Origin of the sequence: Streptomyces sp. NPDC093064 (assembly GCF_044754605.1) — a bacterium.
Classification (GTDB): domain Bacteria; phylum Actinomycetota; class Actinomycetes; order Streptomycetales; family Streptomycetaceae; genus Streptomyces.
Genome location: NZ_JBIVPK010000013.1, coordinates 174620 through 196360, shown reverse-complemented (window position 1 = coordinate 196360; position 21741 = coordinate 174620). Strand labels below are relative to the sequence as shown.

Genomic DNA, 21741 nt, shown 5'->3' with positions numbered 1-21741 from the left:
CACTGCTGCGGCCGGTTGCCTCCGCTGCTCGTCTCGTACGAGCAGCGCTGAGGGGAGCCGCGAGGGCTTCACCCGCCGAGAGGACGTGTTCATGGACCGCCTGACCAGGGCCGCCGACGAGAACCGCCAGGCCGCCGTCTGGGCGCGCGCTCACGGACGTGAGGAACGCGCGAAGCAGTTGGAGGACCGGGCCGACGAGTTGGAGTCCGGCCGCGTCCAGGACTGCACCGATCAGGTCATCGCGCTGTTCCGCGCGGTCGGCCGCCGCTGACACCTAACCCACTTCGACCTAAACGGCGCGCGGCTCCCGGTTGCCCCCGGGAGCCGCTGACGGGCCGTTCACCTGTGAGAGGACACACGACCCTATGAACCCCATCGTCACTGTTCAGGACGCCGTTACCGCATTCGCCGACTTCATGGAGCCGACGAACGCGGAACTGGACGCCATCGAGCAGGAGATGCCGCTGATCCTGGCGGACGTCGACCTGCTCGACGCGCAGATCGTCACCCTCGACCGTGCCCCGTCCGAGCTGGACGCCCGCCGCATCCGCCGGGCCCGCCGCAGGGCGCTCGCCGCCCGCGTCGCCCTGCTCAACCGCACGGCCGGCGCGAGCCTGCCCGGGGGTGCCGCATGAGCGCCACCGGACGGAACCTGACCGCCGCGCACGCCGAAGTGAAGGCGGAGATCGCGCGGACCGACACCAAGACGGCGCTGCTTCTGGCGTTCGTCGGCGCCGTCCTCGCCGGATCGTGGACCGTCGCCCGCGACCTGCCGCTGAACCTGCCCGCCTACATCGCCGGCGGGCTCGGCCTGGCACTGCTGGTCGCGGCGGCCGGTCTGCTGCTGTGGTCGGTCCGCCCGAACCTGCGCGGCCGGCACGGCTTCCCACTGTGGGCGACCCTCACAGCGGGAGAGATCACCGAGGCCGTCGCCGGTGACCTGGCCGCCGACATCGCCGGCCTGTCCCGGCTCGCCATCGCCAAGTTCACCTGCCTGCGCCGCGCGGTCGACCTCACCATGGCCGGCGGCGCCCTGCTCATCCTCGCCACCCTGCTCACCGCAGGGGGTGCGGCGTGAGCGCGAAGACCGTTCTGCCGGCCGTCACGATGACGGCCGTGTCCATGGTCCTGACCCTGGCCGTGGTCGTGATGTGGCTGGGCACGGCCGTGCCGTGGCCGGTCGCCCTGGTCGTCGGTCTCGGCATCGACGGCGGATGGCTGGCCACCCTCGCTTACGAACGCCGCCTCGCCGCGCAGGGCGACCACAGCCGCGCGGTCACCGCCGTCGGCTGGTGCTTCGGCCTGATCGCCGCCGGCGTCCTGGTCGCGCACGCACTCAGCGCTGAGGAGTCCGGCGGCGCGTGGCTGGCCGTGGCGTGGCTGCCCATCGCGGCGAAGGCCCTATGGCTGGTCCACGGGCTGTGGGAGCGCACCGCGCTCACCCCGACGGCCCTGGGCGCGATCCGCGGCATCCAGCAGGAGGCGCGTGACGAGGCGGCCGTGGCCCGTGCCCGGCTGCGGGCCGAGGCCACCACCGAGGAGACCCGGCTGACGGCCGTGACTCAGGCTGGCGCCCGCGTCGCACGCGTCCAAGCAAAGACCGCCGAGACCCTGTCGCGGGCGTGGTCGACGCTGGAGACGGCCCGGGACGGCGAGGACACCGGCAGGGCGCTGACCAGCGTGACGACCCGCGTCACACCCGGTGTCACGCCCTGCTGGGAACTGCCCGTCTGGGGTCCCACGGAGCCGGTGGCGGCGCTCCCGCTGGAGGCCGGACCCGCGCTCAGTAACGAGGCGTTGGACGCGCTGGTCGACGAGATCCGTCACAGCGAAACCCCGGCCCTGTCCTACCGGGAGATGGCCACCCGCTTCCGCGCCGCCGGCCACTCCGCCTCCGAGGTCCGCCTCCGGGCCGCATGGAAGCGCGTGGCTGCGTGATGGCGGCGCTGCCGGTGTTCCGGTGGCGCCTGGCCCCGGACGGATACGCCACCCGCCGCCAACTCCGGGCCCGCGGACTGCGGCCCGGCGGTCAGGACGTGGCCGCTCAGCTCGAACGGCCACGCCGCCGCCGTGGGCCCTTGGTCGCCTACCTCTACCGGGTCGACCTGGCCAAGCCCGTTCGGCCCATGACGGACGCGAAGCGGGCGGCGCTGGCCAAGGCCAACACCGCCCGCCGCACCTGCCCCGTCTGCCGCCGGGACGCCGGCTACGTCATTCCCGCCTCGCTCGGCATGTGCGTGCCGTGCGCGTATCCCGAAGGAACCTCGCATGGAATCGCTGCCTGACGTGCCCAAAGTCGTCCAGCTCCCGGACGGCACCTACGCCTACACCGATCACCTGCCCGCCCCGCCTCAGCAGTACAGCGGCCCGCAGGTCATCCACCAGCACGTGCACCAGGCGCCGCCGGACCGCACCGTGCAGCGCATCGCGCTCGGCTCCGGCGTCGGGGCCGGCGCGGTGGCGGCCGGGGTGTACTTCGGCCCGCTGCTGGTCGGCGTGCTGACCGCCATGGCCGCCAACCTCGCGCTGCTCGCGTTCCTCGCGGCCGTGTGCGCGTGGGGTGTCGTCACCGTCGTCCGCTCGGTGGGCGGCCAGGACGGCAAGCGCGCCGCCGACACCGTCCGCCGCGCCGGCCGGCGCTGACGGTTCCCCGCGGTTCCGGACCCCCGTGGTCCGGAGCCGTCGGGAGCCGGACAGTCCGGCCCAGAACGGAGAAACCGACGTGAGCAGCGAACAGCTCCGCTTCACCGCCGGTGAGAAGACCCGGATCGCGTTCTTGGTCGCCCGGATGGCCAAGCGCGGACTCGCCGACGACCGCCAGTCCGGCGGCCGGGTCGACCAGAGCGACCTTCAGCGCAAGGTCGTGCGGATCGAGGACCAGGCCCGCAAGCGCGCCGAACAGGCCCGCACCAGCAAGAACGGCAAGTAGCAACGCCCCGGGGGCGATCGTCCCGGCCAAGGAAACAAGACCGCCCCCGGGCCACCCACCACCCATTTTTGAGCAGCAGGGAGTACCCAGAATGACGGACAGCACGACGGGCCCGCACCTGCGCCCCGTGCCCAGCCTCGACAAGGACGACGACGCCCCGGCCGCACCCGTCGCGGTCGACAACCCGGCCTTGCCGGACCCGAAGGTGAGCATCGAGAAGCGCAAGCCGGTCCTTGCCGGATGGCTCACCAACCGGCGTGACTTCCTCGCCACCACCCGCCACACCAGCGCGAACGTCGGCTACGCCGCCCTCTACCACGGGGTTCGCGTCCCGGTGTATGCCGGACGCCTCGCCCTGATGTCGCCCCGCGGCGCGAGCCGGTTCATCGCGTCCACGAACCGGTGGGTGTGGGACCGCGAGGCCGCCCCGTTGCGGGAGTTCGCCGTCCGTACCGAGGACGCCGAGGAGTACATGCGCCTGGCCCGGCTGCGCGCCGGCCGTATCCGGCTGCGCGGCCTGGTGACTCTGGTCGCCGCCGTGTTCGGCGTCGGCTTCGCCCTGTACCTGTACGTCCTCGCCCCCGCCTACCTGTACGCGTTCGCCGCCGGCGGCGTGCTGCTGCTCGGTCTCGGCGGGCAGCAGCCCGACGCCCCGGTCGTGGGCCCGGCGGTGCTGAAGACCGAGGTGCAAAAGCTCACCGGCTCCATCGTCCTGCGCGGCCTGGACTCCATCGGGAACACGAAGATCACCGCCGCGATCAAGAAGGGCGCCGACATGAACGGCCTGCGGTTCGTCTCGGAGATCGTCCGAGACGGGCCCGGCTACCGCGCCGACCTCGACCTTCCCTACGGCGTCACGCCGGAGGACATCATGGAGGCCCGCAAGCCGCTCGCCTCCGGCCTGCGCCGCAAGACCGGCTGCGTCTGGCCCGCCCCCGACCCCGAGCAGCACGAGGGCCGTCTGGTGCTGTGGGTGGGGGACAAGCCGATGAACGAGACCACCAAGCCCGCTTGGCCGCTGGCCAAGTCCGGGACGGTGGACCTATTCAAGCCGGTGGTGTTCGGCAACGACCAGCGCATGCGCGACGTCGCCGTGACGCTCATGTTCGCCTCCGTCGTCGTCGGCTCCATCCCCCGCATGGGCAAGACCTTCCTCATGCGGCTGCTCCTGCTGATCGCTGCCCTCGACCCCCGGGCCGAGATCTACGCGTTCGACTTCAAGGGCACCGGCGACTTCGGCGCCCTGGAACCGGTCTGCCACCGCTACCGCGCCGGCGAGGAAGACGACGACATCGAGTACGTCGTCCACGCCCTGCGGGAGCTGAAGGAGGAACTGCGCCGCCGGGCAAAGGTCATCAAGTCCCTGCCCCGCTCGCGCTGCCCGGAGTCCAAGGTCACCCCCGAACTGGCCAGTGACAAGAGCCTGGGTCTGCACCCGATCGTGGCCGGCTTCGACGAATGCCAAGTGCCGTTCGAGCACGAGGAGTACGGCAAGGAGATCGAGGCCATCTGCACCGACCTGACCAAGCGCGGCCCCGCCCTGGGCATCGTGGCCATGTTCGGCACCCAGCGCCCCGACGCCAAGTCCCTGCCCACCGGCATCAGCGCCAACGCCGTCCTGCGGTTCTGCCTCAAGGTCATGGGACAGCCCGCCAACGACATGGTGCTCGGCACGTCGATGTACAAGTCCGGCTACCGGGCCACGATGTTCTCCCGCTCCGACCGGGGCATCTGCTGGATGGCCGGCGAGGGCGACGACCCCCGCATCGTCGCCTCCGCGTTCGTGGACGCCGTCGCCGCCGAACGCATCGTCGCCCGCGCCCGCCAGGCCCGCGAGACGTACGGCAACGTCACCGGCCACGCCATCGGCAAGGGCCCGGAGAACACCGGCACCGGCTCCGACATCCTCGCCGACGTCCTCGACGTCATCGCCGACGACGAAAAGGCCGTGTGGTGCGAGCGCATCGCCGCCCGCCTCACCGCCGCCTACCCCGACACCTACGCCGGATGGGCCGGTGAGAACGTCACCGCCGCCCTCAAGCCGTGGGGCATCAAGCCGGGACAGGTCTGGGGCACCACCGACGACGGCGAGAGCGCCAACCGGCGCGGCATCAAGCGCGCCGACATCGCCGCCACGATTACACGGCGTAACGCCGATCGGGCCGCCGCCTGACCGAGCACCGGTGCTAGACCTAGCAGCCCCGCCCGCTAGGTCTAGCACCCCCACTAGCGCCCCGCAGGGCCGCTGATCAGCTCACTAGCGTCTAGCGGCCCACCTGCGGAAACACCCCGAAACCGCCCTGAGAAGGGATGTGAGCCGCCGTGGCTCTCGCTAGCTGCGCCCTCCTGCTGATCCTCGCCGGTTACGCAGTGTTATGCGCGGTGCAGCCGTTCGCCCCGTGCCGCAAGTGCTCCGGCATCGGCGTTCGGCAGGCCGGCCGCACGGTCAAGTTGTGCCGCCGCTGTCGTGGACACCGCTATCGGCTCCGCGCCGGCCGCCGGTTGCTCAACACCGGCCGCGACATCCACCGCGCCGGCACCCGCCGCCACCACCACGACCGCCACACCGATCGGGAGTTCACCGAATGGCCGTGACCGTCTCGCTCGTCTTCCTGTTCGGACTCGTCCTGTTCTTCCTGCTCCGCAGCCGCAGCCTCAGCTTCGGCGCCGCGTTCGCCGCCGTCATGTTCGGCTTCTTCCTCGCCTCCACCGGCGCCGCCGAACCCATCACCAACCTCACGACCGCCGTCGTCCACGCCATCCCCAACCCGTGAACAGGAGCGCCGTGTTCGAGATCCGCGTCATCTGCGACCCGGCCGACACCGACCGCGTCACCGCCGCACTCAGCGGCGCGTTCGCCGCCGGCGGCGTCCGCCAGTACCTCACCCGCGACGGCAAGCGCTGTCGCCTGTACGTCACCGCCGATCACTTCCCCGCCCCGGGCCTGTGGCCCTCGCCGGACGAGGCATACGCGCTCGCCCCGAGCATCATCAGCGAGATCGGCTGGACGTCGCACACCGTCGCCGCTGCCACATGCTTCACGGAGCTGGAGCGGGACTACTACCTGCGCAAGGCCGCTCTGCTCGACCGCATCGCACTCCTGGACGAGCACGACGGACCGCACGGCGACGCCACCGAGACCGCCGAAGCAGCGGCCGTGTACCTGCTCGACATGGACCAGCCGGGCGTGATCTGCGACCCGCGCGCCTACGTCCGCCAGCAGTACGCCCACTGGGCGACGCACCACTAGCTACGCCAAGGGCGGCCCCCAACCTCACGCCAATGAAACCGGGGCCGCCCTGACCATCCAGCACTTCCACAGAACTGGAGACATCCAGCATGACCCATAACGCCAGCTCCGCGCTGCTCCATGCCGCGTTAGACGCCGTGCTGCACGGCTGGTACGTCTTCCCCCTCCGTCCCGACACGAAGCGGCCCGCCCTCCACGGAGAGACCGCCTGCACCGGAACCGGGCCCTGCGCCAACGGGCACCGCAAGTGGGAGGACCGGGCGACCAATGACCCGGACCGTATCCAGGCCGCGTGGTCGCACGCGCCGTACAACGTCGGCATCGCCACCGGCCCCTCACGGCTGGTCGTCGTCGACCTCGACATGCCGAAAGGCAAGAGCAGTTCGGACGCGCCTAGCGGCGCGACAACCTTCGGGGCGCTCTGCGAGCGCGCCGGGCACGCCGTCCCCGACACCTACCGCACCCGGACCGCGAGCGGCGGCGAGCACCTGTACTTCACCGCACCGCACGGTCTCCGGCTGGGCAACACCGCGGGCACCATCGCCCCGTTGGTCGACACCCGCGCATGGGGCGGATACGTCGTCGCCGCCGGCAGCATCACCCCCGCCGGACGGTACGAGGCGCCGTACGACCGTCTCGCGGCCCCTCTGCCCTCCTGGCTGCAAGCCATCCTGCAATCGGCTCCCAGGGCGTCTGAGGCGCCGTCTGTGGTCGTAGCGGGGCAATCCCGCCGATACGCGGACGTAGCACTCACCGACGAGGCCCGGAACGTGGCCACGGCTCAAGTCGGCGAACGGGAAGCGACGTTGTTCCGTGCCGCGCGCGCTCTGGGGCGGTTCGTCGCGTGGGGCGACCTCCCCCGGCACGTGGTCGAGCAGGCTCTTCAGGAGGGAGGGGAGGCGGCCGGACTGTCCGCGTCCGAGTGTCGCTCCACCCTCCGCAGCGCCCTGGACTGGTCCATCGCCCACAACCAGAGCAGGCGGGATGCGGCATGACCACCCCTCCCCGCCCCCGCCTGAAGAGCATCACCACCACCCCCACCGACCCGCGCGCCGCCCAATCGGCCGCAGCACAGCCGACCGTGGGCGAGCCGCAAGACGTCGCCCGTAAGGGCGTCCGAACTGCTCTTCCTCGCTCGAAGCAGTTCCCGACAGGCGATGCCGGACCCAGCAGCGACCCCACGCCGGACCGACCCGGCATCCGCATCTACGCCCCGCCGGTCTACCGCCACCACTGGGACGGCGCCCGCTGGTCCAAGCGCCACGGGGACGCCCCCACCGCCGCCTACGCCTGCACCTGCGGGCAGACCGGCACCGCCACCGGCCCGCGAGCTGTCGCCGCCCTGGTCACCGAGTACGGCACCCACAAATCCGCCTGTACCGGCACGCCCGCACTCTGTAAAGAGAGGAACGCCGCATGACCCCCACCATTGACGGGGCCGCGCTGCTCGACGAGGTGGAAGCCTTCCACCGCCGGTTCAACGTCTTCCCCACCGAGGCCGCATTCGTCGCCGTCGCGCTGTGGGACGCGCACGCGCACCTGCTCGACTGCTTCGACTCCACCCCGCGTCTGGCCTTCCTGTCCCCGGAGCCGGGGTCTGGGAAGTCGCGGGCGCTGGAGATCGTGGAAACCCTCGTGCCGCAGCCCATGACCGCCGTCAACGCATCCGCCGCCGCCCTGTTCCGGTCCGTGTCCAACCCCAACGGCCGACCGACGATCCTGTTCGACGAGATCGACACGATCTTCGGCCCGAAGGCGGGGGACAACGAGGAACTGCGCGGGTTCCTGAACGCCGGGCACCGCCGGACCGGGGTCACCTACCGATGCATCGGCGACGGCGGCAATCAGACCGTTCAGGCCTTCCCGTCGTACGCCGGGGTCGCCGTCGCCGGACTCGGCAACCTCCCGGACACGATCATGACCCGTTCTGTCGTCATCCGCATGCGCCGACGGGCTCGCAACGAACGCATCGAACCCTTCCGAGCCCGCGTCCACGAGGCGGAAGGGCACAAGCTCCGCGACCGGCTCGCCCAATGGGCCGAACACGCCCGGGGGTTCGTCATGGGCGCCTGGCCCGACATGCCCGACGGGGTCACCGACCGCCCCGCCGACGTGTGGGAACCCCTGCTCGCCGTCGCCGACGCGGCCGGCGGCGACTGGCCCGAACGGGCCCGCGCAGCATGCGTGACGCTGGTGACCGCCTCCAAGGCCAACGACAAGGGAAGCCTGGGAATCCGGCTACTGACGGACCTGCGCGATCACGTCATGGTCGGCATCGACCGTTTGCCCACCGTCGCCATCCTGGACCGGCTGAACGCCCTGGACGACGCCCCATGGGCCGATCTACACGGCAAGCCGCTCGACAACCGGCGTCTCTCCCGGATGCTCGCCGAGTACATGACGGCCGACAACGAGCCGATCGCCTCCCGCAACATCAAGACCGCTGGAAGCGTCCTCAAGGGCTACTACGCCACCGATCTCCGGGACGCATGGGCCCGCTACTGCCCCCCTCCCCCGGAAAGTCCGCTACCTCCGCTACCCGGCACGGAAAACGCTGCCTGACCAGCAGCAATGGGGTAGCGGTAAGCGCCACCGCGAGCCGCTACCCCGCCGCTACCCATCCGCTACCGCTACCCCCTCCCGCTACCGCCAACAAGCCTCTGACCTGCGCGGTAGCGGCGGTAGCGGAAGTAGCGGCCCTCGGAGAGGCACCCGAAGCACCGCCCCGGAGGAGAGATCCCGCATGAGCACCCCGACCCGTAAGCGCCGCGCGCCGAAGGACGAACTGGTGCCCCTGAGTGAGGCACTGGAAGAACTCCGTATCAGCCGCGCCACTTGGTACCGGTGGCGCAACCACGGCTACGCGCCGGAGGCCCGTCGCACGCCGTCCGGCCGCATCTGCGTACGTCGAAGTGTCCTGGACGCCTTCAAGGATGAATTGGAAGCCGCGTGACCGAGTGGAGCTACACCGTCAAGATCTGGGCTATCCGCAAGCGTGACTACCGGAAGCCCTATCAACTCCGCTGGAAGGTGGGCATCCGCCCGCACTCGGAGTCGTTCCTCACCCTGGGCCTGGCGGAGAGCCGCCGGGCCCAGCTCATTACCGCGGCACGCGAGGGCGAGCCGTTCGACGTGGACAGCGGGTTGCCGAAGTCCATGGTCGTGAAGGAGCGGGACATCTCGTGGTATGACCACGCCCACAACTACATCAATATGAAGTGGGACCACTCCCCCGCCTCCACACGCCGCACGCTGGCCGAAGCGATGGCGACCGTGACGCCCATCTTCGTGAAAGACACCAAGGGCATGCCGGATGCCAGAGTCGTTCGACGGGCCCTGTATAGCTGGGCGTTCAACAAGAATCGCTGGGACGGAGAGATCCCCTCCGACGTGGCCAAGGTGTTGGAGTGGTTCAAGCGCAAGTCGCTGCCCACGTCAGCCCTGTCGGATCTCCTGCTGTCACGGGCCGCCCTCAACGCGGTGTCCCTGAAGCTGGACGGGACAACCGCAGCAGCCGGGACCATCAGCCGAAAGCGCGCGATCTTCTTCAACTCTCTGGAGTTCGCGGTGGAGGCCGAACTCCTCGCCGACAACCCGCTCATTCGCATCAAGTGGAAGGCGCCGGAGCAGGTAGTCGAGGAAGTCGACCCTGAGTGCGTGCCGAACCCCGAGCAGGCGGCCAAGCTGCTGGCCGCCGTACGGGACCAGAGCCCACGCGGCCGTCGGCTGGTAGCGTTCTTCGGCTGCATCTACTACGCAGCAGCGCGGCCGGCCGAAGTCATCGGTCTGCGACGCCGTGACTGCGACCTGCCCCGGCGCGGGTGGGGACTACTCCGACTGAGGGAAACACGCCCCCGCTCAGGAACGGCCTGGACAGACAGCGGTGAGGCACACGACAAGCGGGGACTGAAGCACCGACCCCGGCGAGCCGTCCGCCACGTACCGATCCCGCCCGAACTGGTCGCCCTGCTGCGGTGGCACGTCACCGCGTACGGCACTGCCCCGGACGGCCGCGTGTTCCAGACCATGCGGGGCGGGTTGGTCCAGGACACGGGCTACGGGGAGGTCTGGACAGAGGCCCGCTCGCGGGCCCTGACTCCCGGAGAGTTCGAGTCGGTGTTGGCGAAGCGCCCGTATGACCTTCGCCACGCTGCGGTATCCACCTGGCTCAGCTCCGGGGTGGAACCTCAGCTCGTGGCGGAGCGGGCTGGCCACAGCGTGGCGGTGCTCTTCCGGGTGTACGCCAAGTTCCTCAAGGACGGAGACGAGGCGGCGAACGCCAAGATCTCCGCCCGCTTGGGGCGAGCCGGGTGACGGGCCAAAAATCCCGTCCACGCTCCGTCCACGCACACCGAGACAGGGTGTTCGAACGCGAGACAGCGTGAGACGGTCCGCTGATCACCCAGGGATACGACAGAGGCCCCGTGGCCTGCTGTTCTCGCAGGTCACGGGGCCTCTGTTCCCGTGTGGCGGCGCCAGGATTCGAACCTGGGAAGGCTGAGCCGGCAGATTTACAGTCTGCTCCCTTTGGCCGCTCGGGCACACCGCCTTGGGATGCCGCCGGTCCGACCGCTTTTCGGCGGTGCTCTCCGGCAACGACGTAAACAATACCCGATGCTGAGGGGTGCTCCGCCACCCCATTGATCGGCGGCCGGCACGGCCCGGGATGGCTAGGCTGGTGCGGATGCGACCCGCGACCCGCAGGCCGGGATCGGCGGCCTCCCCCACGCCCGCCGGCACGCATCCGATACGCACCCCAATACAAGGAGCCACAGGACATGGCCGACTCCAGTTTCGACATCGTCTCGAAGGTCGAGCGGCAGGAGGTCGACAACGCCCTCAACCAGACCGCCAAGGAGATCTCGCAGCGCTACGACTTCAAGGGCGTCGGTGCCTCGATCTCGTGGTCCGGTGAAAAGATCCTCCTGGAGGCGAACTCCGAGGACCGGGTGAAGGCAGTCCTCGACGTCTTCCAGTCCAAGCTGATCAAGCGCGGCATCTCGCTGAAGGCCCTGGACGCGGGCGAGCCGCAGCTGTCCGGCAAGGAGTACAAGCTCTTCGCGTCGATCCAGGAGGGCATCTCCCAGGAGAACGCGAAGAAGGTCGCGAAGCTCATCCGCGACGAGGGGCCCAAGGGCGTGAAGGCCCAGGTCCAGGGTGAGGAGCTGCGCGTCAGTTCCAAGAGCCGCGACGACCTCCAGACCGTGATCGCGCTGCTGAAGGGCCAGGACTTCGACTTCGCGCTCCAGTTCGTGAACTACCGGTAGGACAGAACAGGAGGTGGGCACCCGGCCGGTGCCCACCCTTTCCCGCCTGCCGGCCGCGGCCCGGTCCGGCCCGCGGGCTCAGTCGCGCGATTTGCCGAAGAAAATGCGGTAGGCGATCAGCAGCACGAGCGAGCCGCCGATCGCGGCGGCCCAGGTGGCGCCGTCGAAGAGTTGCCTGCTGATCGGGTGGCCCAGCCAGCGGGCGGAGATCCAGCCGCCGAGGAACGCTCCGGCGACGCCGATGAGGGTCGTGACGATGAAGCCGCCCGGGTCGCGCCCCGGCAGCAGGAGCTTCGCGATGGCGCCGGCCAGGAGCCCCAGGATGATCCAGCTGATGATGCCCATGCTCTGAACCTGCCCTTCCACGCCGTGCCTGCGCTGTCCCGGTGCTTCGCGTTCGGTTCGGACAGGCTGTGCTGCTGCGCCCGCAGGCCGCGCGTCGTTCGTCGTGCTTGCCGTGCTTGTCACGTGCTGTGATCGTGCTTACCACACGCGTGTTCGTCCCGCGCCAGGAGCGCGTCGTGGAGAGGGACGCCCCGACCGCGTCCCGCGGTTGCACCGTTCGGTCGCGGTTGCGCCGGTCAGTAGGGTTCGGACCATGACTCGGTCCGCCGCCCCGTCCTCGTCCGAGCTGCGGCGCACCCTCGGGGTCGCGGACGCCGTGGTCATCGGGCTCGGCTCGATGATCGGGGCCGGGATCTTCGCCGCTCTGGGGCCGGCGGCGCGCGCGGCAGGCTCCGGGCTGCTCCTCGGGCTCGCGGTCGCCGCGGTGGTGGCCTACTGCAACGCCACCTCCTCGGCACGGCTGGCCGCCCGGTATCCCGCCTCCGGCGGATCGTACGTGTACGGGCGTGAACGGCTCGGCATGTTCTGGGGCCATCTGGCGGGCTGGGCGTTCGTCGTCGGCAAGACAGCCTCCTGTGCGGCGATGGCGCTCACCGTGGGCGCGTACGTCTGGCCGGGTCAGGCGCACGCGGTGGCGGTCGCGGCCGTGGTGGCGCTGACCGCGGTGAACTACGGCGGCGTCCAGAAGTCCGCCTGGCTGACGCGGGTGATCGTGGCGGTCGTGCTGGCGGTCCTCGCCGCCGTGGTCGTGGTGTGTCTGGGGTCCGGCGCCTTTGCCGCCGACCGGGTGGCCGTCGCCGGCTCCGTCGGCGTCGGCGGCGTCCTTCAGGCGGCCGGGCTGCTGTTCTTCGCCTTCGCCGGATACGCGCGGATAGCGACCCTCGGCGAGGAGGTACGGGATCCCGCGCGCACCATTCCGCGCGCGATCCCGCTCGCCCTGGGCATCACGCTGGCCCTGTACGTGTGCGTCGCGGTGGCCGCGCTCTCCGTGCTGGGGCCGGACGGGCTGGGCCGCGCGGCGGCACCGCTGGCCGACGCGGTGCGGGCGGCCGGGGTGCCCGGGCTGGTCCCGGTGGTGCGGGCCGGGGCCGCCGTGGCCGCGCTGGGGTCGCTGCTCGCCCTGGTCCTGGGCGTCTCGCGGACCACGCTGGCCATGGCCCGGGACCGGCATCTGCCCGCTCTGCTGGCCGCGGTGCACCCCCGTTTCCAGGTGCCGCACCGGGCGGAACTTGCCGTGGGCGCCGTGGTCGCGGTGCTCGCCGCGACGGTCGACGTCCGGGGCGCGATCGGCTTCTCCTCCTTCGGCGTCCTGGCGTACTACGCGGTCGCCAACGCCTCCGCCTGGACCCTCGATCCCGCCCCCGCACGGCGCGCGGTGCCGGCGCTGGGCCTCGTCGGATGCGTGACGCTGGCGTTCGCCCTGCCGTGGGTCTCGGTGGCCGTGGGCAGCGGGGTGCTGGCGGCGGGCATGGCCTCGTACGGCGTACGCCGGTGGTGGGCGGCGCGCTAGGGACGGGCAGGCGGCGCCGGCGCACCGCGGGATCGTCTCCGAACCTTCCCGATCACGCTACAAGGGAGCCGCGGCCCCCCTCCAATCCCCTGATCACGCCGATACTTGAGTCAGCGGGCAGTGCAGACGGAACGATCTTGGAGGATGCCGATCATGAAGGTGATCAACCTGCTGCTCAACCTCGTGTGGCTGGTCTGCTGCGGCATCTGGATGGCGATCGGCTACCTGATCGCCGCGCTGATCTGCTTCGTCCTGATCATCACCATCCCGTTCGGCATCGCGTCGCTGCGCCTCGCGGGATTCGTCCTGTGGCCGTTCGGCCGCGACGCCGTGGAGCGTCCGGGGGCCGGGGCGGGGTCGTTCATCGGCAACGTGATCTGGCTGGTCTTCGCGGGCTGGTGGCTGGCGCTGGGACACCTGATCACCAGCATCCCGCTGTTCCTGTCGATCATCGGCATCCCGTTCGGGTGGGCCAACCTGAAGCTCATCCCGGCCTCGCTCATGCCCCTGGGGCGTGAAGTGGTGCGGACGGACAACGGATTCGCCGGGCGCTGAGCGCCCCGCCCGGACGGGTGAGGCCGGGCGTCTGAGACCGGGCGTCGTGGTCGCCGGCCCGGACGGCTCTCCCCGGGCCGGGCTTCGATCCTGGCCGTCTCAGTGCCGGCGGCCGGCCATCTGCTCGAGCCGGGCGATGCGCTCCGCCATCGGCGGGTGCGTGGAGAACATCTTCGACAGCCCCTGACCGGGGCGGAACGGGTTGGCGATCATCATGTGACTCGCCGTCTCGATGCGCGGCTCGGGGGGCAGCGGAAGCTGCTGGGTGCCCATCTCCAGCTTGCGCAGGGCGCTGGCGAGCGCGAGCGGGTCGCCGGTGAGCCGGGCGCCCGACGCGTCCGCCTCGTACTCCCTGGAACGGCTGATGGCCAGTTGGATGAGGGAGGCGGCGAGCGGGCCGAGGAGCATGATCAGGAGCATGCCGATCAGGCCGGGGCCCTCGTCGTCGTCGGAGCGGCCGATCGGGATCAGCCAGGCGAAGTTGACCAGGAACATGATCACGGAGGCCAGGGCGCCGGCGACGGAGGAAATGAGGATGTCGCGGTTGTAGACGTGGCTGAGCTCGTGGCCGATGACGCCGCGCAGCTCGCGCTCGTCCAGGATGCGCAGGATGCCTTCCGTGCAGCACACCGCGGCGTTGCGCGGGTTGCGGCCGGTCGCGAAGGCGTTGGGTGCCTCGGTCGGGGAGATGTACAGGCGGGGCATGGGCTGGCGGGCCTGCGTGGACAGGTCGCGGACCATGCGGTACAGAGCCGGGGCCTCGAACTCGCTGACCGGGCGGGCCCGCATGGCGCGCAGCGCCAGCTTGTCGCTGTTCCAGTACGCGTACGCGTTGGTGCCGAGGGCGACGAGGACCGCGACGATCAGGCCGGTGCGGCCGAACAAACTGCCGATGAGGATGATGAGTGCGGACAGTCCCCCGAGGAGGACTGCGGTCCTGAGCCCGTTGTGCCGGCGGTGCACGGTACGCCCTCCAAGTGGTGCGGCAGGGGAACCCTTCGCTTGCTGCGCTTCGACTCCACCGGTGCCGTGTGGTGTCACGTCCAGTGGACCCTTCCGAACTGGTCAACGCCAGGCGAGGGCCACGGGTTCCCTGGTGCACGCGACGGCGAGCGGGCCGTCCGGGTGGCCGGGGCGCCGGGCGGCACGCGCACGCGAAGGCCGGAGCGCCGAGCGGCACACGCGCGTGTGAGGGCCGGGGCCCCACGCGCGCGTGGCGGGGGCCAGGGCTCAGAACAGGCCGGTGCCGGCGAAGCGGAGCACCAGCTGGGGAGCGCCGGAGAGGGCTGCGCCGAGGACGCCCGTCAGGGCGAGGGCGGCGGTGAGGGGGGCCGGGAGGCGGTGCCGGACGGGTTCGCCCTCGGGGGCACGGAACAGCAGGGTCGTCCACTGGAGGTAGTAGAACAACGCGATGACGACGTTGACGGCCATGACGACGGCGAGCCAGCCGAGTCCGGCGTCGACGGCGGCGGAGAACACGGTGACCTTGGCGAACAGCCCGATGACGCCCGGGGGAAGGCCGGCCAGGCAGAGCAGGAAGAAGGCCAGCAGCAGGGCGGTCAGCGGGTTCGTGGCGTACAGGCCGCGGTAGTCGCTGACGCGGTTGCGTTCCTTCGTACGGCCCACGAGCGCGGCCACGGCGAAGGCGCCGATGTTCACGGCGGCGTACATGAGCGCGTAGGCGAGCGTGGAGCCGATCGACTTCTGCGGGTCCCTGGAGTAGCCGGCGGCGGCGATCGGCACCAGGAGGTAGCCGGCCTGGCCGACGGAGGACCAGGCGAGCAGCCGTACCGCGCTGTACGCGCGCGTGGCCTGCTGGCGCAGGGCGCCGACGTTGCCGACGGTCATGGTGAGCGCGGCGAGCACGGCCATCGCGGGACCCCAGGCGCCGGAGTACGACGGGAAGGCGACGACGGTGACGAGGATCAGTCCGGTGAAGCCGACGGCCTTGCCGACGACCGACAGGTAGGCGGCGATCGGCAGGGGGGCTCCCACGTAGGTGTCGGGCACCCAGAAGTGGAAGGGGACGGCCGCGGTCTTGAAGGCGAAGCCGACGAGGGTGAGGACGACGCCGGTCTGGGCGAGCGTGTGGAACTGGCCGTCGACGTGCTGGATGCGTTCGGCGATCCGGGTGAGGTACAGGGTGCCGGTGGTGGCGTAGACGAAGCTGACGCCGAGCAGGCTGACGGCGGTGGCGGTGACCGACGACAGGAAGAACTTCAGGGCCGCGTCGGAGGACCTGCGGTCGCCGTGCCGGAGGCCGACGAGGGCGAAGGCGGGCAGGGAGGCGACCTCCAGGGCGACGACGAGGGTCGCCAGGTCGCGTGCGGCGGGCAGGAGCGCAGCACCGGCGGCGGAGGCCAGCAGCAGGAACCAGAACTCGCCTTCGGGCAGTGCCCTGCGCGCGTCCTTCAGCGCGGTGACCGACAGCAGGGCGGTCAGGAGGGCGCCGCCGAGGACCAGGAACTGGATGACGAGGGTGAAGTGGTCGGCGGTGTAGCTGCAGGCGTCGGGGTGGCCGGTCTGGCAGAACGTGGCGCGATCGCCGTCGAGGAGGGGCAGGAGCAGCAGCGCGGCGGCGGCGAGTCCGGCGACGGAGAACCAGCCGAGGAGGGGCTTGCGCACTTCCGGCACGAAGAGGTCGGCGACGAGGACCACGAGGGCGATCACCGCGGTGAGGGTGGGCGGTGCGACGGCGAGCCAGTCGACGGACTGGACCACCGACTCGGCCGCCGTCTGGGCCAGGGCGCTCATCGGGTGCCTCCTGCGAGGAGCTGCTGCACGGCCGGGTCGGTGAGCCCGAGCAGGGCCTTCGGCCAGAGTCCGGCGAGGACGGTGAGGGCGACGAGCGGGGTCCAGGCCGCGAACTCGTAGCCCCGGACGTCGGCGAGCTGTGGCGCCTGCCGTGGTACTGCGCCCATGCAGACGCGGCGGACCACGACGAGCATGTACGCGGCGGTCAGCAGGGTGCCGAAGGCGCCGATCGCCATGAAGGTGAGGAAGGCGGGCCGGCTGAGGCCGGCGGCGGGCTGGAACGAGCCGAACAGGGCGAGCATCTCGCCCCAGAACCCGGCCAGGCCCGGCAGGCCGAGCGAGGCGACGGCGCCGAAGGCGAGCAGGCCGCCCAGGCGCGGGGCCTTCGCATACAGCGCGGCACCCGTCTTCTCGGCGAGGGCGTCGAGGTCGGTGGTGCCGGTGCGGTCCTTGAGCGCGCCGACGAGGAAGAACAGCAGGCCGGTGATGAGGCCGTGGGCGATGTTGGCGAACAGGGCGCCGTTCACGCCGGTGGGGGTCATGGTGGCGATGCCGAGCAGGACGAAGCCCATGTGGCCGACCGAGGAGTAGGCGATGAGCCGCTTTAGGTCGCCCTTCGCGCCCTGCCTGGCGAGGGCGAGGCAGGCCAGGGACCCGTAGATGATCCCGACGACGGCGAGGGCGGCGAGGTAGGGCGCGAAGGTGCGGAAGCCGTCGGGTGCGATCGGCAGCAGGATGCGGACGAACCCGTACGTTCCCATCTTCAGCAGGACGCCGGCCAGCAGCACCGAGCCGACGGTCGGGGCGGCGGTGTGCGCGTCCGGCAGCCAGCTGTGCAGCGGCCACATCGGCGTTTTGACGGCGAGTCCGAGACCGATCGCCAGAACGGCGATGACCTGCACGGACGCGGTCAGTGACCGGCCGTTGTCAGTGGCGAGTGCCACCATGTCGAAGGTGCCGGCCTTGAGCCCGATGAGGAGCAGGCCGAGCAGCATGACGACCGAGCCGAGCAGGGTGTAGAGGATGAATCGCCAGGCGGCGGCCTGACGGCCCTCGCCGCCCCAGCGGGCGATGAGGAAGTACATCGGGATGAGGACCATCTCGAACGCGAGGAAGAACAGCAGCAGATCGAGGACGGCGAAGGTCGCGAGGGTGCCGGACTCGAGGAGGAGCAGCAGCGCGACGAAGGCCTTCGGGGTGGGGCCCGTGGGCGGCTTGAAGTAGGAGTACAGCGCGCAGAGGAAGGTCAGCAGCGCGGTCAGTACGACGAGGGGGAGGGAAATGCCGTCGACGCCGAGGTGGATGCGCACGTGGAGTGCGGGGATCCAGCTGATGTCGGTCGTGGCCTGCATCTTCGACGGGTGGGCGTGGTCGAAGCCGACCGCGAGGACGATCGCGGCGGCGAGGATCGCGCCGGTGACGGTCACGCCGTGGCGGAGCACGGCCTGCTCGGGTGACTTCCCCTTCAGCCCGGGCGGCGCGGGCAGGAGGGCGGCGAGCGCGCCGAGGAGCGGGCCGGCGACGAGGAATGCCAGAAGGAACTGCATCACGGACTCGTTGATATCGATCACGCCTGCTCACGCTCCCGTGGCCAGAAGGACGGCGGCGACCGCCAGGACGACGGTGCCGGCGAGCAGCGCGCTCACATAGGTCTGCACATTGCCGGTCTGGGCACGCCGTACGGCGGCCCCGAGCAGTCGGGGTGCGGCTCCGGCGCCGCGTACGTAGGTCTCGACGACCTCCCGGTCGAGGAACCGGACGAGGCTCGCTCCGGCCAGCACCGGCCGGACGAAGAGGGCCGCGTACACGGCGTCGAGGTGGAAGCCGGCGGCCGCGTGCCGGTGCAGCGGGCCGAGCAGCAGCCGTCCGGGGTCGGCGGGGTCGGGCGCGTGGGCGATGTCTCCGTACGCGGGCCGGTGGGTGGCGATGGCCTCGGCCTCGACGAGTCCGGCGTCGCCCTCGGGGTGGGCGGCGACGGCGCCGAGGGGGACCCGGGCGGCGAGAGCGGAGGTGTGCTGCCAGGCGCCGTAGGTGACGATGCCGCCGACCAGGGCCACGCCCGTGCCGAGGACGGAGGTGATGAGCGTGGGGGTCAGGTCCCGGCCGTCGAACCATCCGGGCAGGACGCGGAAGGCAAGGCCGCCGAAGGCGAGGGACGGGAGGGCGAGCAACCAGAGCACCGCGTTCATGACGAGGGGCTGCCTGCCGTGGTCGGGGGCCTCGGCGCCCCGGCCGCGGAAGGCCAGCAGCCACAGGCGCATGGCGTAGGCGCCGGTGAGCAGGGCCGTGAGGAGGCCGGCCACGAGGATGGTCCAGCCCGCCGCCGCGGGGGCGTGGCCGGTGTGGCCGATGGCCGCGTGTTCGGCGGCGCCGAGGACGGACTCCTTGGAGAAGAAGCCGCTGAAGGGAGGGATCGCGGCGAGCGCGAGGAGCGCCACGGTCATCGTCCAGTAGGCGTCAGGGACGCGGTCCCGCAGGTTGCTCATCCGGGACATGGCGGCCAGCGAGTTGGTGCCGGCGGCGTGGATGATCACGCCGGCCGCGAGGAACAGCAGCGCCTTGAAGGCACCGTGCGACAGGAGGTGGAAGACGGCCGCGCCGCGGTCGCCGACGGCGAGCGCGCCGGTCATGTAGCCGAGTTGGCCGATCGTCGAGTAGGCGAGGACGCGTTTGATGTCGTCCTGGGCGAGCGCGGCGAGCGCCGAGCCGGCCATCGTCACGGCGGCCATGACGGCGAGGACGACCATCGCGGCCGAGGAGGCCTGGAAGACGGGGAGGAGCCGGGCGACGAAGTAGACACCGGCGGCGACCATCGTCGCGGCGTGGATCAGCGCGGAGACGGGCGTCGGGCCCGCCATGGCGTCGGGGAGCCAGGTGTGCAGCGGGAACTGTGCCGACTTGCCCGCCACGCCGGCGAGGAGCAGCAGGGCGACCAGGGTCGGGTGGTGCAGTCCGCCGCTCGCGACGGTGCCGAGGACCTGGGTGATCCGGAAGGACCCCGCGTCGGTGCCGAGCGCGAACAGGCCGATCAGGAAGGGCACGTCGCCGAGCTTGGTGACCAGGAAGGCCTTGATCGAGGCGGCGCGGGCCTCGGGGGTCTCCCAGTAGTGGCCGACCAGGAAGTAGGAGCAGATGCCCATGACTTCCCAGCCGACCAGCAGCACGATCAGGTCGCCGGAGTAGACGACGAGCAGCATCGCGGAGGTGAACAGGGAGACGAGGGCGGCGTACGAGGGGTAGCGCGGGTCGTCGCGCAGGTAGCCCATGGAGTAGATCTGCACGCAGGTGGCGACGACGCCGACCAGGACGGCGACGAGCGCGGCGAAGCCGTCGATGTGCAGGGCGAGTTCGATGGGCAACGAGCCGGTGGGGGTGAGCTCGGTGGCGGCGTCGACGGCCCGGCCGCCGCCCTGGTCCGCGGCGACCAGCGCGGCCAGGACCAGGGAGGCGAGGGTCGGCAGGGCGGCGAGCGGGCGGACGAAGCCGGGCGCGGTGCGGCCGAGCAGCAGGCCGGCCACGGCGCCGAGGAACGGAAGGAGCGGAACGAGGACGGCGAGGGTGGTCGTGGTCACGCGGTGGCCTCAGCCTTCTCAGCGGCCTCCGTGGTCGCGGCGGCGCTGTGGGGGCCGTCGTCGGAGTCGTCGGGGCCCTCGGCGGAGTCGCGGAGCCGGTCGATGTCCGAGGTGCCGCGGTTGCGGTGGACGGCGAGGACGATCGCCAGGCCGATGCCGATCTCGGCGGCGGCGATGGCGATGGTGAACAGGGTCAGGGCCTGCCCGGAGTGCAGGGTCTCGATCGCGGCCCTGCTGAGCCAGACGTCGAAGGCGACCAGGTTGAGGTTGACGGCGTTGAGCATGAGCTCGACGGACATCAGGACCAGGATCGCGTTGCGGCGGGCGAGGACCCCGTACAGGCCGGTGCAGAACAGGAGGGCGGACAGCACGGCGGGATAGGCGAGGTGCATCAGCGGACACCTTCCTTCGCGCCCGGGTCGCCGTGGGTCCCCGGGGCCCGGGTGGCGGCAGGGGCCTGGGGGGCGGCCGCGGCCTTCGCCTTGCGGGACAGGACGATCGCGCCGACCAGCGCGGCCAGGAGCAGGACGGAGAGGGCCTCGAAGGGCAGGACCCAGTTCTGGAACAGGCTCTCGCCGGTGGCCTTCGTCGATCCGGCGGCGGCGCCGTCCAGGTCGATCCAGGTGGTGCGGAAGGCGTCGACGACCACCCAGACCAGGGCGGCCGCGGCGGCGACGGCCACGGTCAGGGCGGCCCAGCGGTTGCCGGAGTCGGCGTCCGGGGAGCGGCCGATGGGCGCCTTGGTGAGCATCAGACCGAACAGGAGGAGGACGACGACGGAACCCACGTAGATGAGGACCTGCACCCAGGCGATGAACTCGGCGGTGAGTAGCAGGTACTCCACGGCGAGGCCGCCGAGGGTCACCACCAGCCACAGGGCGGCGTGCACGAGCTGCCGGGTGGTGACGGTGACGAGGGCGGCGCCGAAGGTGGCCAGGCCGACGAGGAGGAAGGCGATCTCGACGCCGGTCGGGGAGAGGAAGCCGTGGCTTGCGGCGGCGATGCTCACGTGTCCCCCTCCCGCGGTTCGGCCTGCGCGGCCGCCAGCTTCTCGGCGGTCTTGCGGGCGGCGCCGATCTCCTTGGGTTCCTCCGCGCCGGCGTCGAGGGCGGGCGGCGCGGGCACGGTCCACATCCACTCGCGCAGCTTGTCGCGCTCGTGGGTGAGGTCGCGGATGTCGGTCTCGGCGTACTCGAACTCCGGGGACCAGAACAGGGCGTCGAAAGGACAGACCTCGATGCAGATACCGCAGTACATGCACAGGGAGAAGTCGATGGCGAAGCGGTCGAGGACGTTGCGGCTGCGTTCGCGGCCGCCGGGGGCCGCCGCGGGGACCGTCTCCTTGTGGGAGTCGATGTAGATGCACCAGTCCGGGCACTCGCGGGCGCACAGCATGCAGACGGTGCAGTTCTCCTCGAACAGACCGATGACGCCGCGGGTGCGCGGCGGGAGGTCGGGCTGGACGTCGGGGTACTGCTCGGTGACGGTCTTCTTCATCATCGTGCGGAGGGTGACGGCCAGGCCCTTGGCCAGGCCGCTGCCAGGGATGGAGGCCATGG

General features: G+C 71.2%; 27 protein-coding genes and 1 tRNA gene. 19 read left to right on the top strand and 9 right to left on the bottom strand.

Annotated features, from left to right (window positions below; all coding sequences use genetic code 11):
* The first annotated feature begins 91 nt into the window (after positions 1-91).
* The 16 genes from ACIQFZ_RS18605 (at position 92) to ACIQFZ_RS18530 (ending at position 10493) form a co-directional block, all read left to right on the top strand.
* Entirely contained in the window at positions 92-271 is a 180-nt protein-coding gene (locus tag ACIQFZ_RS18605; protein WP_043494194.1) for a hypothetical protein, read from the top strand.
* Positions 272-365: 94 nt separating this feature from the next.
* Positions 366-635 carry a DUF6284 family protein gene (locus ACIQFZ_RS18600; protein ID WP_402691699.1) on the top strand — a complete coding sequence of 90 codons (270 nt, stop codon included), beginning with the start codon at positions 366-368 and terminating at the stop codon, positions 633-635.
* A complete protein-coding gene (locus ACIQFZ_RS18595) occupies positions 632-1078 on the top strand; it encodes a Pycsar system effector family protein (RefSeq protein ID WP_402691698.1) in 447 nt (148 codons plus the stop codon). Before ACIQFZ_RS18600 ends, ACIQFZ_RS18595 begins: the two co-directional genes overlap by 4 nt.
* Complete coding sequence (locus ACIQFZ_RS18590) at positions 1075-1938, top strand: protein spdB (RefSeq protein WP_402691697.1); 864 nt, start codon at positions 1075-1077, stop codon at positions 1936-1938. Before ACIQFZ_RS18595 ends, ACIQFZ_RS18590 begins: the two co-directional genes overlap by 4 nt.
* Entirely contained in the window at positions 1938-2285 is a 348-nt protein-coding gene (locus ACIQFZ_RS18585; RefSeq protein WP_402691710.1) for an RRQRL motif-containing zinc-binding protein, read from the top strand. The genes ACIQFZ_RS18590 and ACIQFZ_RS18585 overlap by 1 nt, the downstream gene beginning before the upstream one ends.
* Complete coding sequence (locus tag ACIQFZ_RS18580) at positions 2269-2643, top strand: DUF6251 family protein (RefSeq protein WP_402691696.1); 375 nt, start codon at positions 2269-2271, stop codon at positions 2641-2643. Before ACIQFZ_RS18585 ends, ACIQFZ_RS18580 begins: the two co-directional genes overlap by 17 nt.
* A gap of 79 nt (positions 2644-2722) precedes the next feature.
* Complete coding sequence (locus tag ACIQFZ_RS18575) at positions 2723-2929, top strand: DUF6257 family protein (RefSeq protein WP_402691695.1); 207 nt, start codon at positions 2723-2725, stop codon at positions 2927-2929.
* Positions 2930-3020: 91 nt separating this feature from the next.
* Complete coding sequence (locus ACIQFZ_RS18570; RefSeq protein ID WP_402691694.1) at positions 3021-5102, top strand: cell division protein FtsK; 2082 nt, start codon at positions 3021-3023, stop codon at positions 5100-5102.
* 149 nt (positions 5103-5251) lie between these two features.
* Entirely contained in the window at positions 5252-5524 is a 273-nt protein-coding gene (locus ACIQFZ_RS18565; RefSeq protein ID WP_402691693.1) for a hypothetical protein, read from the top strand.
* The gene (locus ACIQFZ_RS18560) at positions 5515-5703 is read left to right on the top strand and encodes a hypothetical protein (RefSeq protein WP_402691692.1); all 189 of its coding nucleotides are present in this window, start codon (positions 5515-5517) and stop codon (positions 5701-5703) included. Before ACIQFZ_RS18565 ends, ACIQFZ_RS18560 begins: the two co-directional genes overlap by 10 nt.
* On the top strand, positions 5700-6179 hold the full coding sequence (locus tag ACIQFZ_RS18555; RefSeq protein ID WP_402691691.1) for a hypothetical protein: 480 nt from the start codon (positions 5700-5702) through the stop codon (positions 6177-6179). The genes ACIQFZ_RS18560 and ACIQFZ_RS18555 overlap by 4 nt, the downstream gene beginning before the upstream one ends.
* Positions 6180-6268: 89 nt before the next feature.
* A complete protein-coding gene (locus ACIQFZ_RS18550) occupies positions 6269-7174 on the top strand; it encodes a bifunctional DNA primase/polymerase (protein WP_402691690.1) in 906 nt (301 codons plus the stop codon).
* Entirely contained in the window at positions 7171-7599 is a 429-nt protein-coding gene (locus ACIQFZ_RS18545) for a hypothetical protein (RefSeq protein ID WP_402691689.1), read from the top strand. Before ACIQFZ_RS18550 ends, ACIQFZ_RS18545 begins: the two co-directional genes overlap by 4 nt.
* Positions 7596-8741 (top strand): DUF3631 domain-containing protein, encoded by a 1146-nt coding sequence (locus ACIQFZ_RS18540; RefSeq protein WP_402691688.1) that lies wholly within the window; start codon positions 7596-7598, stop codon positions 8739-8741. Before ACIQFZ_RS18545 ends, ACIQFZ_RS18540 begins: the two co-directional genes overlap by 4 nt.
* A gap of 181 nt (positions 8742-8922) precedes the next feature.
* Positions 8923-9132, top strand: a complete 210-nt coding sequence (locus tag ACIQFZ_RS18535) for a helix-turn-helix domain-containing protein (RefSeq protein WP_365423585.1) — start codon at positions 8923-8925, stop codon at positions 9130-9132.
* Positions 9129-10493: a tyrosine-type recombinase/integrase gene (locus ACIQFZ_RS18530; RefSeq protein ID WP_402691687.1), complete on the top strand. Its 1365-nt coding sequence runs from the start codon at positions 9129-9131 to the stop codon at positions 10491-10493. The genes ACIQFZ_RS18535 and ACIQFZ_RS18530 overlap by 4 nt, the downstream gene beginning before the upstream one ends.
* A gap of 153 nt (positions 10494-10646) precedes the next feature.
* Here ACIQFZ_RS18530 and ACIQFZ_RS18525 read toward each other — a convergent pair.
* Positions 10647-10728: transfer RNA gene (locus ACIQFZ_RS18525), tRNA-Tyr, on the bottom strand.
* A gap of 229 nt (positions 10729-10957) precedes the next feature.
* On the opposite strand from ACIQFZ_RS18525, the gene ACIQFZ_RS18520 reads away from it, so the two are divergent.
* On the top strand, positions 10958-11446 hold the full coding sequence (locus ACIQFZ_RS18520) for a YajQ family cyclic di-GMP-binding protein (protein ID WP_365423580.1): 489 nt from the start codon (positions 10958-10960) through the stop codon (positions 11444-11446).
* Between the two features lie 78 nt (positions 11447-11524).
* Here the strand turns inward: ACIQFZ_RS18520 and ACIQFZ_RS18515 are convergent, their stop codons facing one another.
* The gene (locus ACIQFZ_RS18515) at positions 11525-11791 is read right to left on the bottom strand and encodes a GlsB/YeaQ/YmgE family stress response membrane protein (protein WP_365423577.1); all 267 of its coding nucleotides are present in this window, start codon (positions 11789-11791) and stop codon (positions 11525-11527) included.
* A gap of 253 nt (positions 11792-12044) precedes the next feature.
* Here ACIQFZ_RS18515 and ACIQFZ_RS18510 point away from each other — a divergent pair, with 253 nt between their 5' ends.
* Together ACIQFZ_RS18510 and ACIQFZ_RS18505 are read left to right on the top strand one after the other, a co-directional pair.
* On the top strand, positions 12045-13301 hold the full coding sequence (locus ACIQFZ_RS18510; RefSeq protein ID WP_402691686.1) for an APC family permease: 1257 nt from the start codon (positions 12045-12047) through the stop codon (positions 13299-13301).
* Positions 13302-13454: 153 nt separating this feature from the next.
* Positions 13455-13856: a YccF domain-containing protein gene (locus ACIQFZ_RS18505; protein ID WP_365423571.1), complete on the top strand. Its 402-nt coding sequence runs from the start codon at positions 13455-13457 to the stop codon at positions 13854-13856.
* 99 nt (positions 13857-13955) lie between these two features.
* Here the strand turns inward: ACIQFZ_RS18505 and htpX are convergent, their stop codons facing one another.
* From htpX to ACIQFZ_RS18470, 7 genes are all read right to left on the bottom strand, one after another.
* A complete protein-coding gene (gene htpX / locus ACIQFZ_RS18500; RefSeq protein WP_365423568.1) occupies positions 13956-14819 on the bottom strand; it encodes a zinc metalloprotease HtpX in 864 nt (287 codons plus the stop codon).
* A 267-nt stretch (positions 14820-15086) separates the two neighbouring features.
* Positions 15087-16610: an NADH-quinone oxidoreductase subunit N gene (locus ACIQFZ_RS18495; RefSeq protein ID WP_402691685.1), complete on the bottom strand. Its 1524-nt coding sequence runs from the start codon at positions 16608-16610 to the stop codon at positions 15087-15089.
* A complete protein-coding gene (locus tag ACIQFZ_RS18490) occupies positions 16607-18181 on the bottom strand; it encodes an NADH-quinone oxidoreductase subunit M (RefSeq protein WP_361424132.1) in 1575 nt (524 codons plus the stop codon). The genes ACIQFZ_RS18495 and ACIQFZ_RS18490 overlap by 4 nt, the downstream gene beginning before the upstream one ends.
* A 6-nt stretch (positions 18182-18187) precedes the next feature.
* Positions 18188-20182, bottom strand: coding sequence for an NADH-quinone oxidoreductase subunit L (locus ACIQFZ_RS18485; RefSeq protein WP_402691684.1), 1995 nt, complete (start codon positions 20180-20182; stop codon positions 18188-18190).
* Entirely contained in the window at positions 20179-20574 is a 396-nt protein-coding gene (gene nuoK / locus ACIQFZ_RS18480) for an NADH-quinone oxidoreductase subunit NuoK (protein ID WP_383062738.1), read from the bottom strand. The genes ACIQFZ_RS18485 and nuoK overlap by 4 nt, the downstream gene beginning before the upstream one ends.
* The gene (locus ACIQFZ_RS18475) at positions 20574-21191 is read right to left on the bottom strand and encodes an NADH-quinone oxidoreductase subunit J (RefSeq protein ID WP_402691683.1); all 618 of its coding nucleotides are present in this window, start codon (positions 21189-21191) and stop codon (positions 20574-20576) included. Before ACIQFZ_RS18475 ends, nuoK begins: the two co-directional genes overlap by 1 nt.
* Positions 21188-21739 (bottom strand): NuoI/complex I 23 kDa subunit family protein, encoded by a 552-nt coding sequence (locus tag ACIQFZ_RS18470; RefSeq protein WP_383062741.1) that lies wholly within the window; start codon positions 21737-21739, stop codon positions 21188-21190. The genes ACIQFZ_RS18475 and ACIQFZ_RS18470 overlap by 4 nt, the downstream gene beginning before the upstream one ends.
* Positions 21740-21741: the final 2 nt, after the last annotated feature.

What these genes read in the sequence shown, in the direction of transcription:
- ACIQFZ_RS18605 (WP_043494194.1), top strand. Translation starts at nt 92, where the DNA reads ATGGACCGCCTGACCAGGGCCGCCGACGAGAACCGCCAGGCCGCCGTC.
- ACIQFZ_RS18600 (WP_402691699.1), top strand. Translation starts at nt 366, where the DNA reads ATGAACCCCATCGTCACTGTTCAGGACGCCGTTACCGCATTCGCCGAC.
- ACIQFZ_RS18595 (WP_402691698.1), top strand. Translation starts at nt 632, where the DNA reads ATGAGCGCCACCGGACGGAACCTGACCGCCGCGCACGCCGAAGTGAAG.
- ACIQFZ_RS18585 (WP_402691710.1), top strand. Translation starts at nt 1,938, where the DNA reads ATGGCGGCGCTGCCGGTGTTCCGGTGGCGCCTGGCCCCGGACGGATAC.
- ACIQFZ_RS18580 (WP_402691696.1), top strand. Translation starts at nt 2,269, where the DNA reads ATGGAATCGCTGCCTGACGTGCCCAAAGTCGTCCAGCTCCCGGACGGC.
- ACIQFZ_RS18570 (WP_402691694.1), top strand. Translation starts at nt 3,021, where the DNA reads ATGACGGACAGCACGACGGGCCCGCACCTGCGCCCCGTGCCCAGCCTC.
- ACIQFZ_RS18560 (WP_402691692.1), top strand. Translation starts at nt 5,515, where the DNA reads ATGGCCGTGACCGTCTCGCTCGTCTTCCTGTTCGGACTCGTCCTGTTC.
- ACIQFZ_RS18550 (WP_402691690.1), top strand. Translation starts at nt 6,269, where the DNA reads ATGACCCATAACGCCAGCTCCGCGCTGCTCCATGCCGCGTTAGACGCC.
- ACIQFZ_RS18545 (WP_402691689.1), top strand. Translation starts at nt 7,171, where the DNA reads ATGACCACCCCTCCCCGCCCCCGCCTGAAGAGCATCACCACCACCCCC.
- ACIQFZ_RS18540 (WP_402691688.1), top strand. Translation starts at nt 7,596, where the DNA reads ATGACCCCCACCATTGACGGGGCCGCGCTGCTCGACGAGGTGGAAGCC.
- ACIQFZ_RS18535 (WP_365423585.1), top strand. Translation starts at nt 8,923, where the DNA reads ATGAGCACCCCGACCCGTAAGCGCCGCGCGCCGAAGGACGAACTGGTG.
- ACIQFZ_RS18520 (WP_365423580.1), top strand. Translation starts at nt 10,958, where the DNA reads ATGGCCGACTCCAGTTTCGACATCGTCTCGAAGGTCGAGCGGCAGGAG.
- ACIQFZ_RS18515 (WP_365423577.1), bottom strand. Translation starts at nt 11,791, where the DNA reads ATGGGCATCATCAGCTGGATCATCCTGGGGCTCCTGGCCGGCGCCATC.
- ACIQFZ_RS18510 (WP_402691686.1), top strand. Translation starts at nt 12,045, where the DNA reads ATGACTCGGTCCGCCGCCCCGTCCTCGTCCGAGCTGCGGCGCACCCTC.
- ACIQFZ_RS18505 (WP_365423571.1), top strand. Translation starts at nt 13,455, where the DNA reads ATGAAGGTGATCAACCTGCTGCTCAACCTCGTGTGGCTGGTCTGCTGC.
- ACIQFZ_RS18495 (WP_402691685.1), bottom strand. Translation starts at nt 16,610, where the DNA reads ATGAGCGCCCTGGCCCAGACGGCGGCCGAGTCGGTGGTCCAGTCCGTC.
- nuoK (WP_383062738.1), bottom strand. Translation starts at nt 20,574, where the DNA reads ATGCACCTCGCCTATCCCGCCGTGCTGTCCGCCCTCCTGTTCTGCACC.
- ACIQFZ_RS18470 (WP_383062741.1), bottom strand. Translation starts at nt 21,739, where the DNA reads ATGGCCTCCATCCCTGGCAGCGGCCTGGCCAAGGGCCTGGCCGTCACC.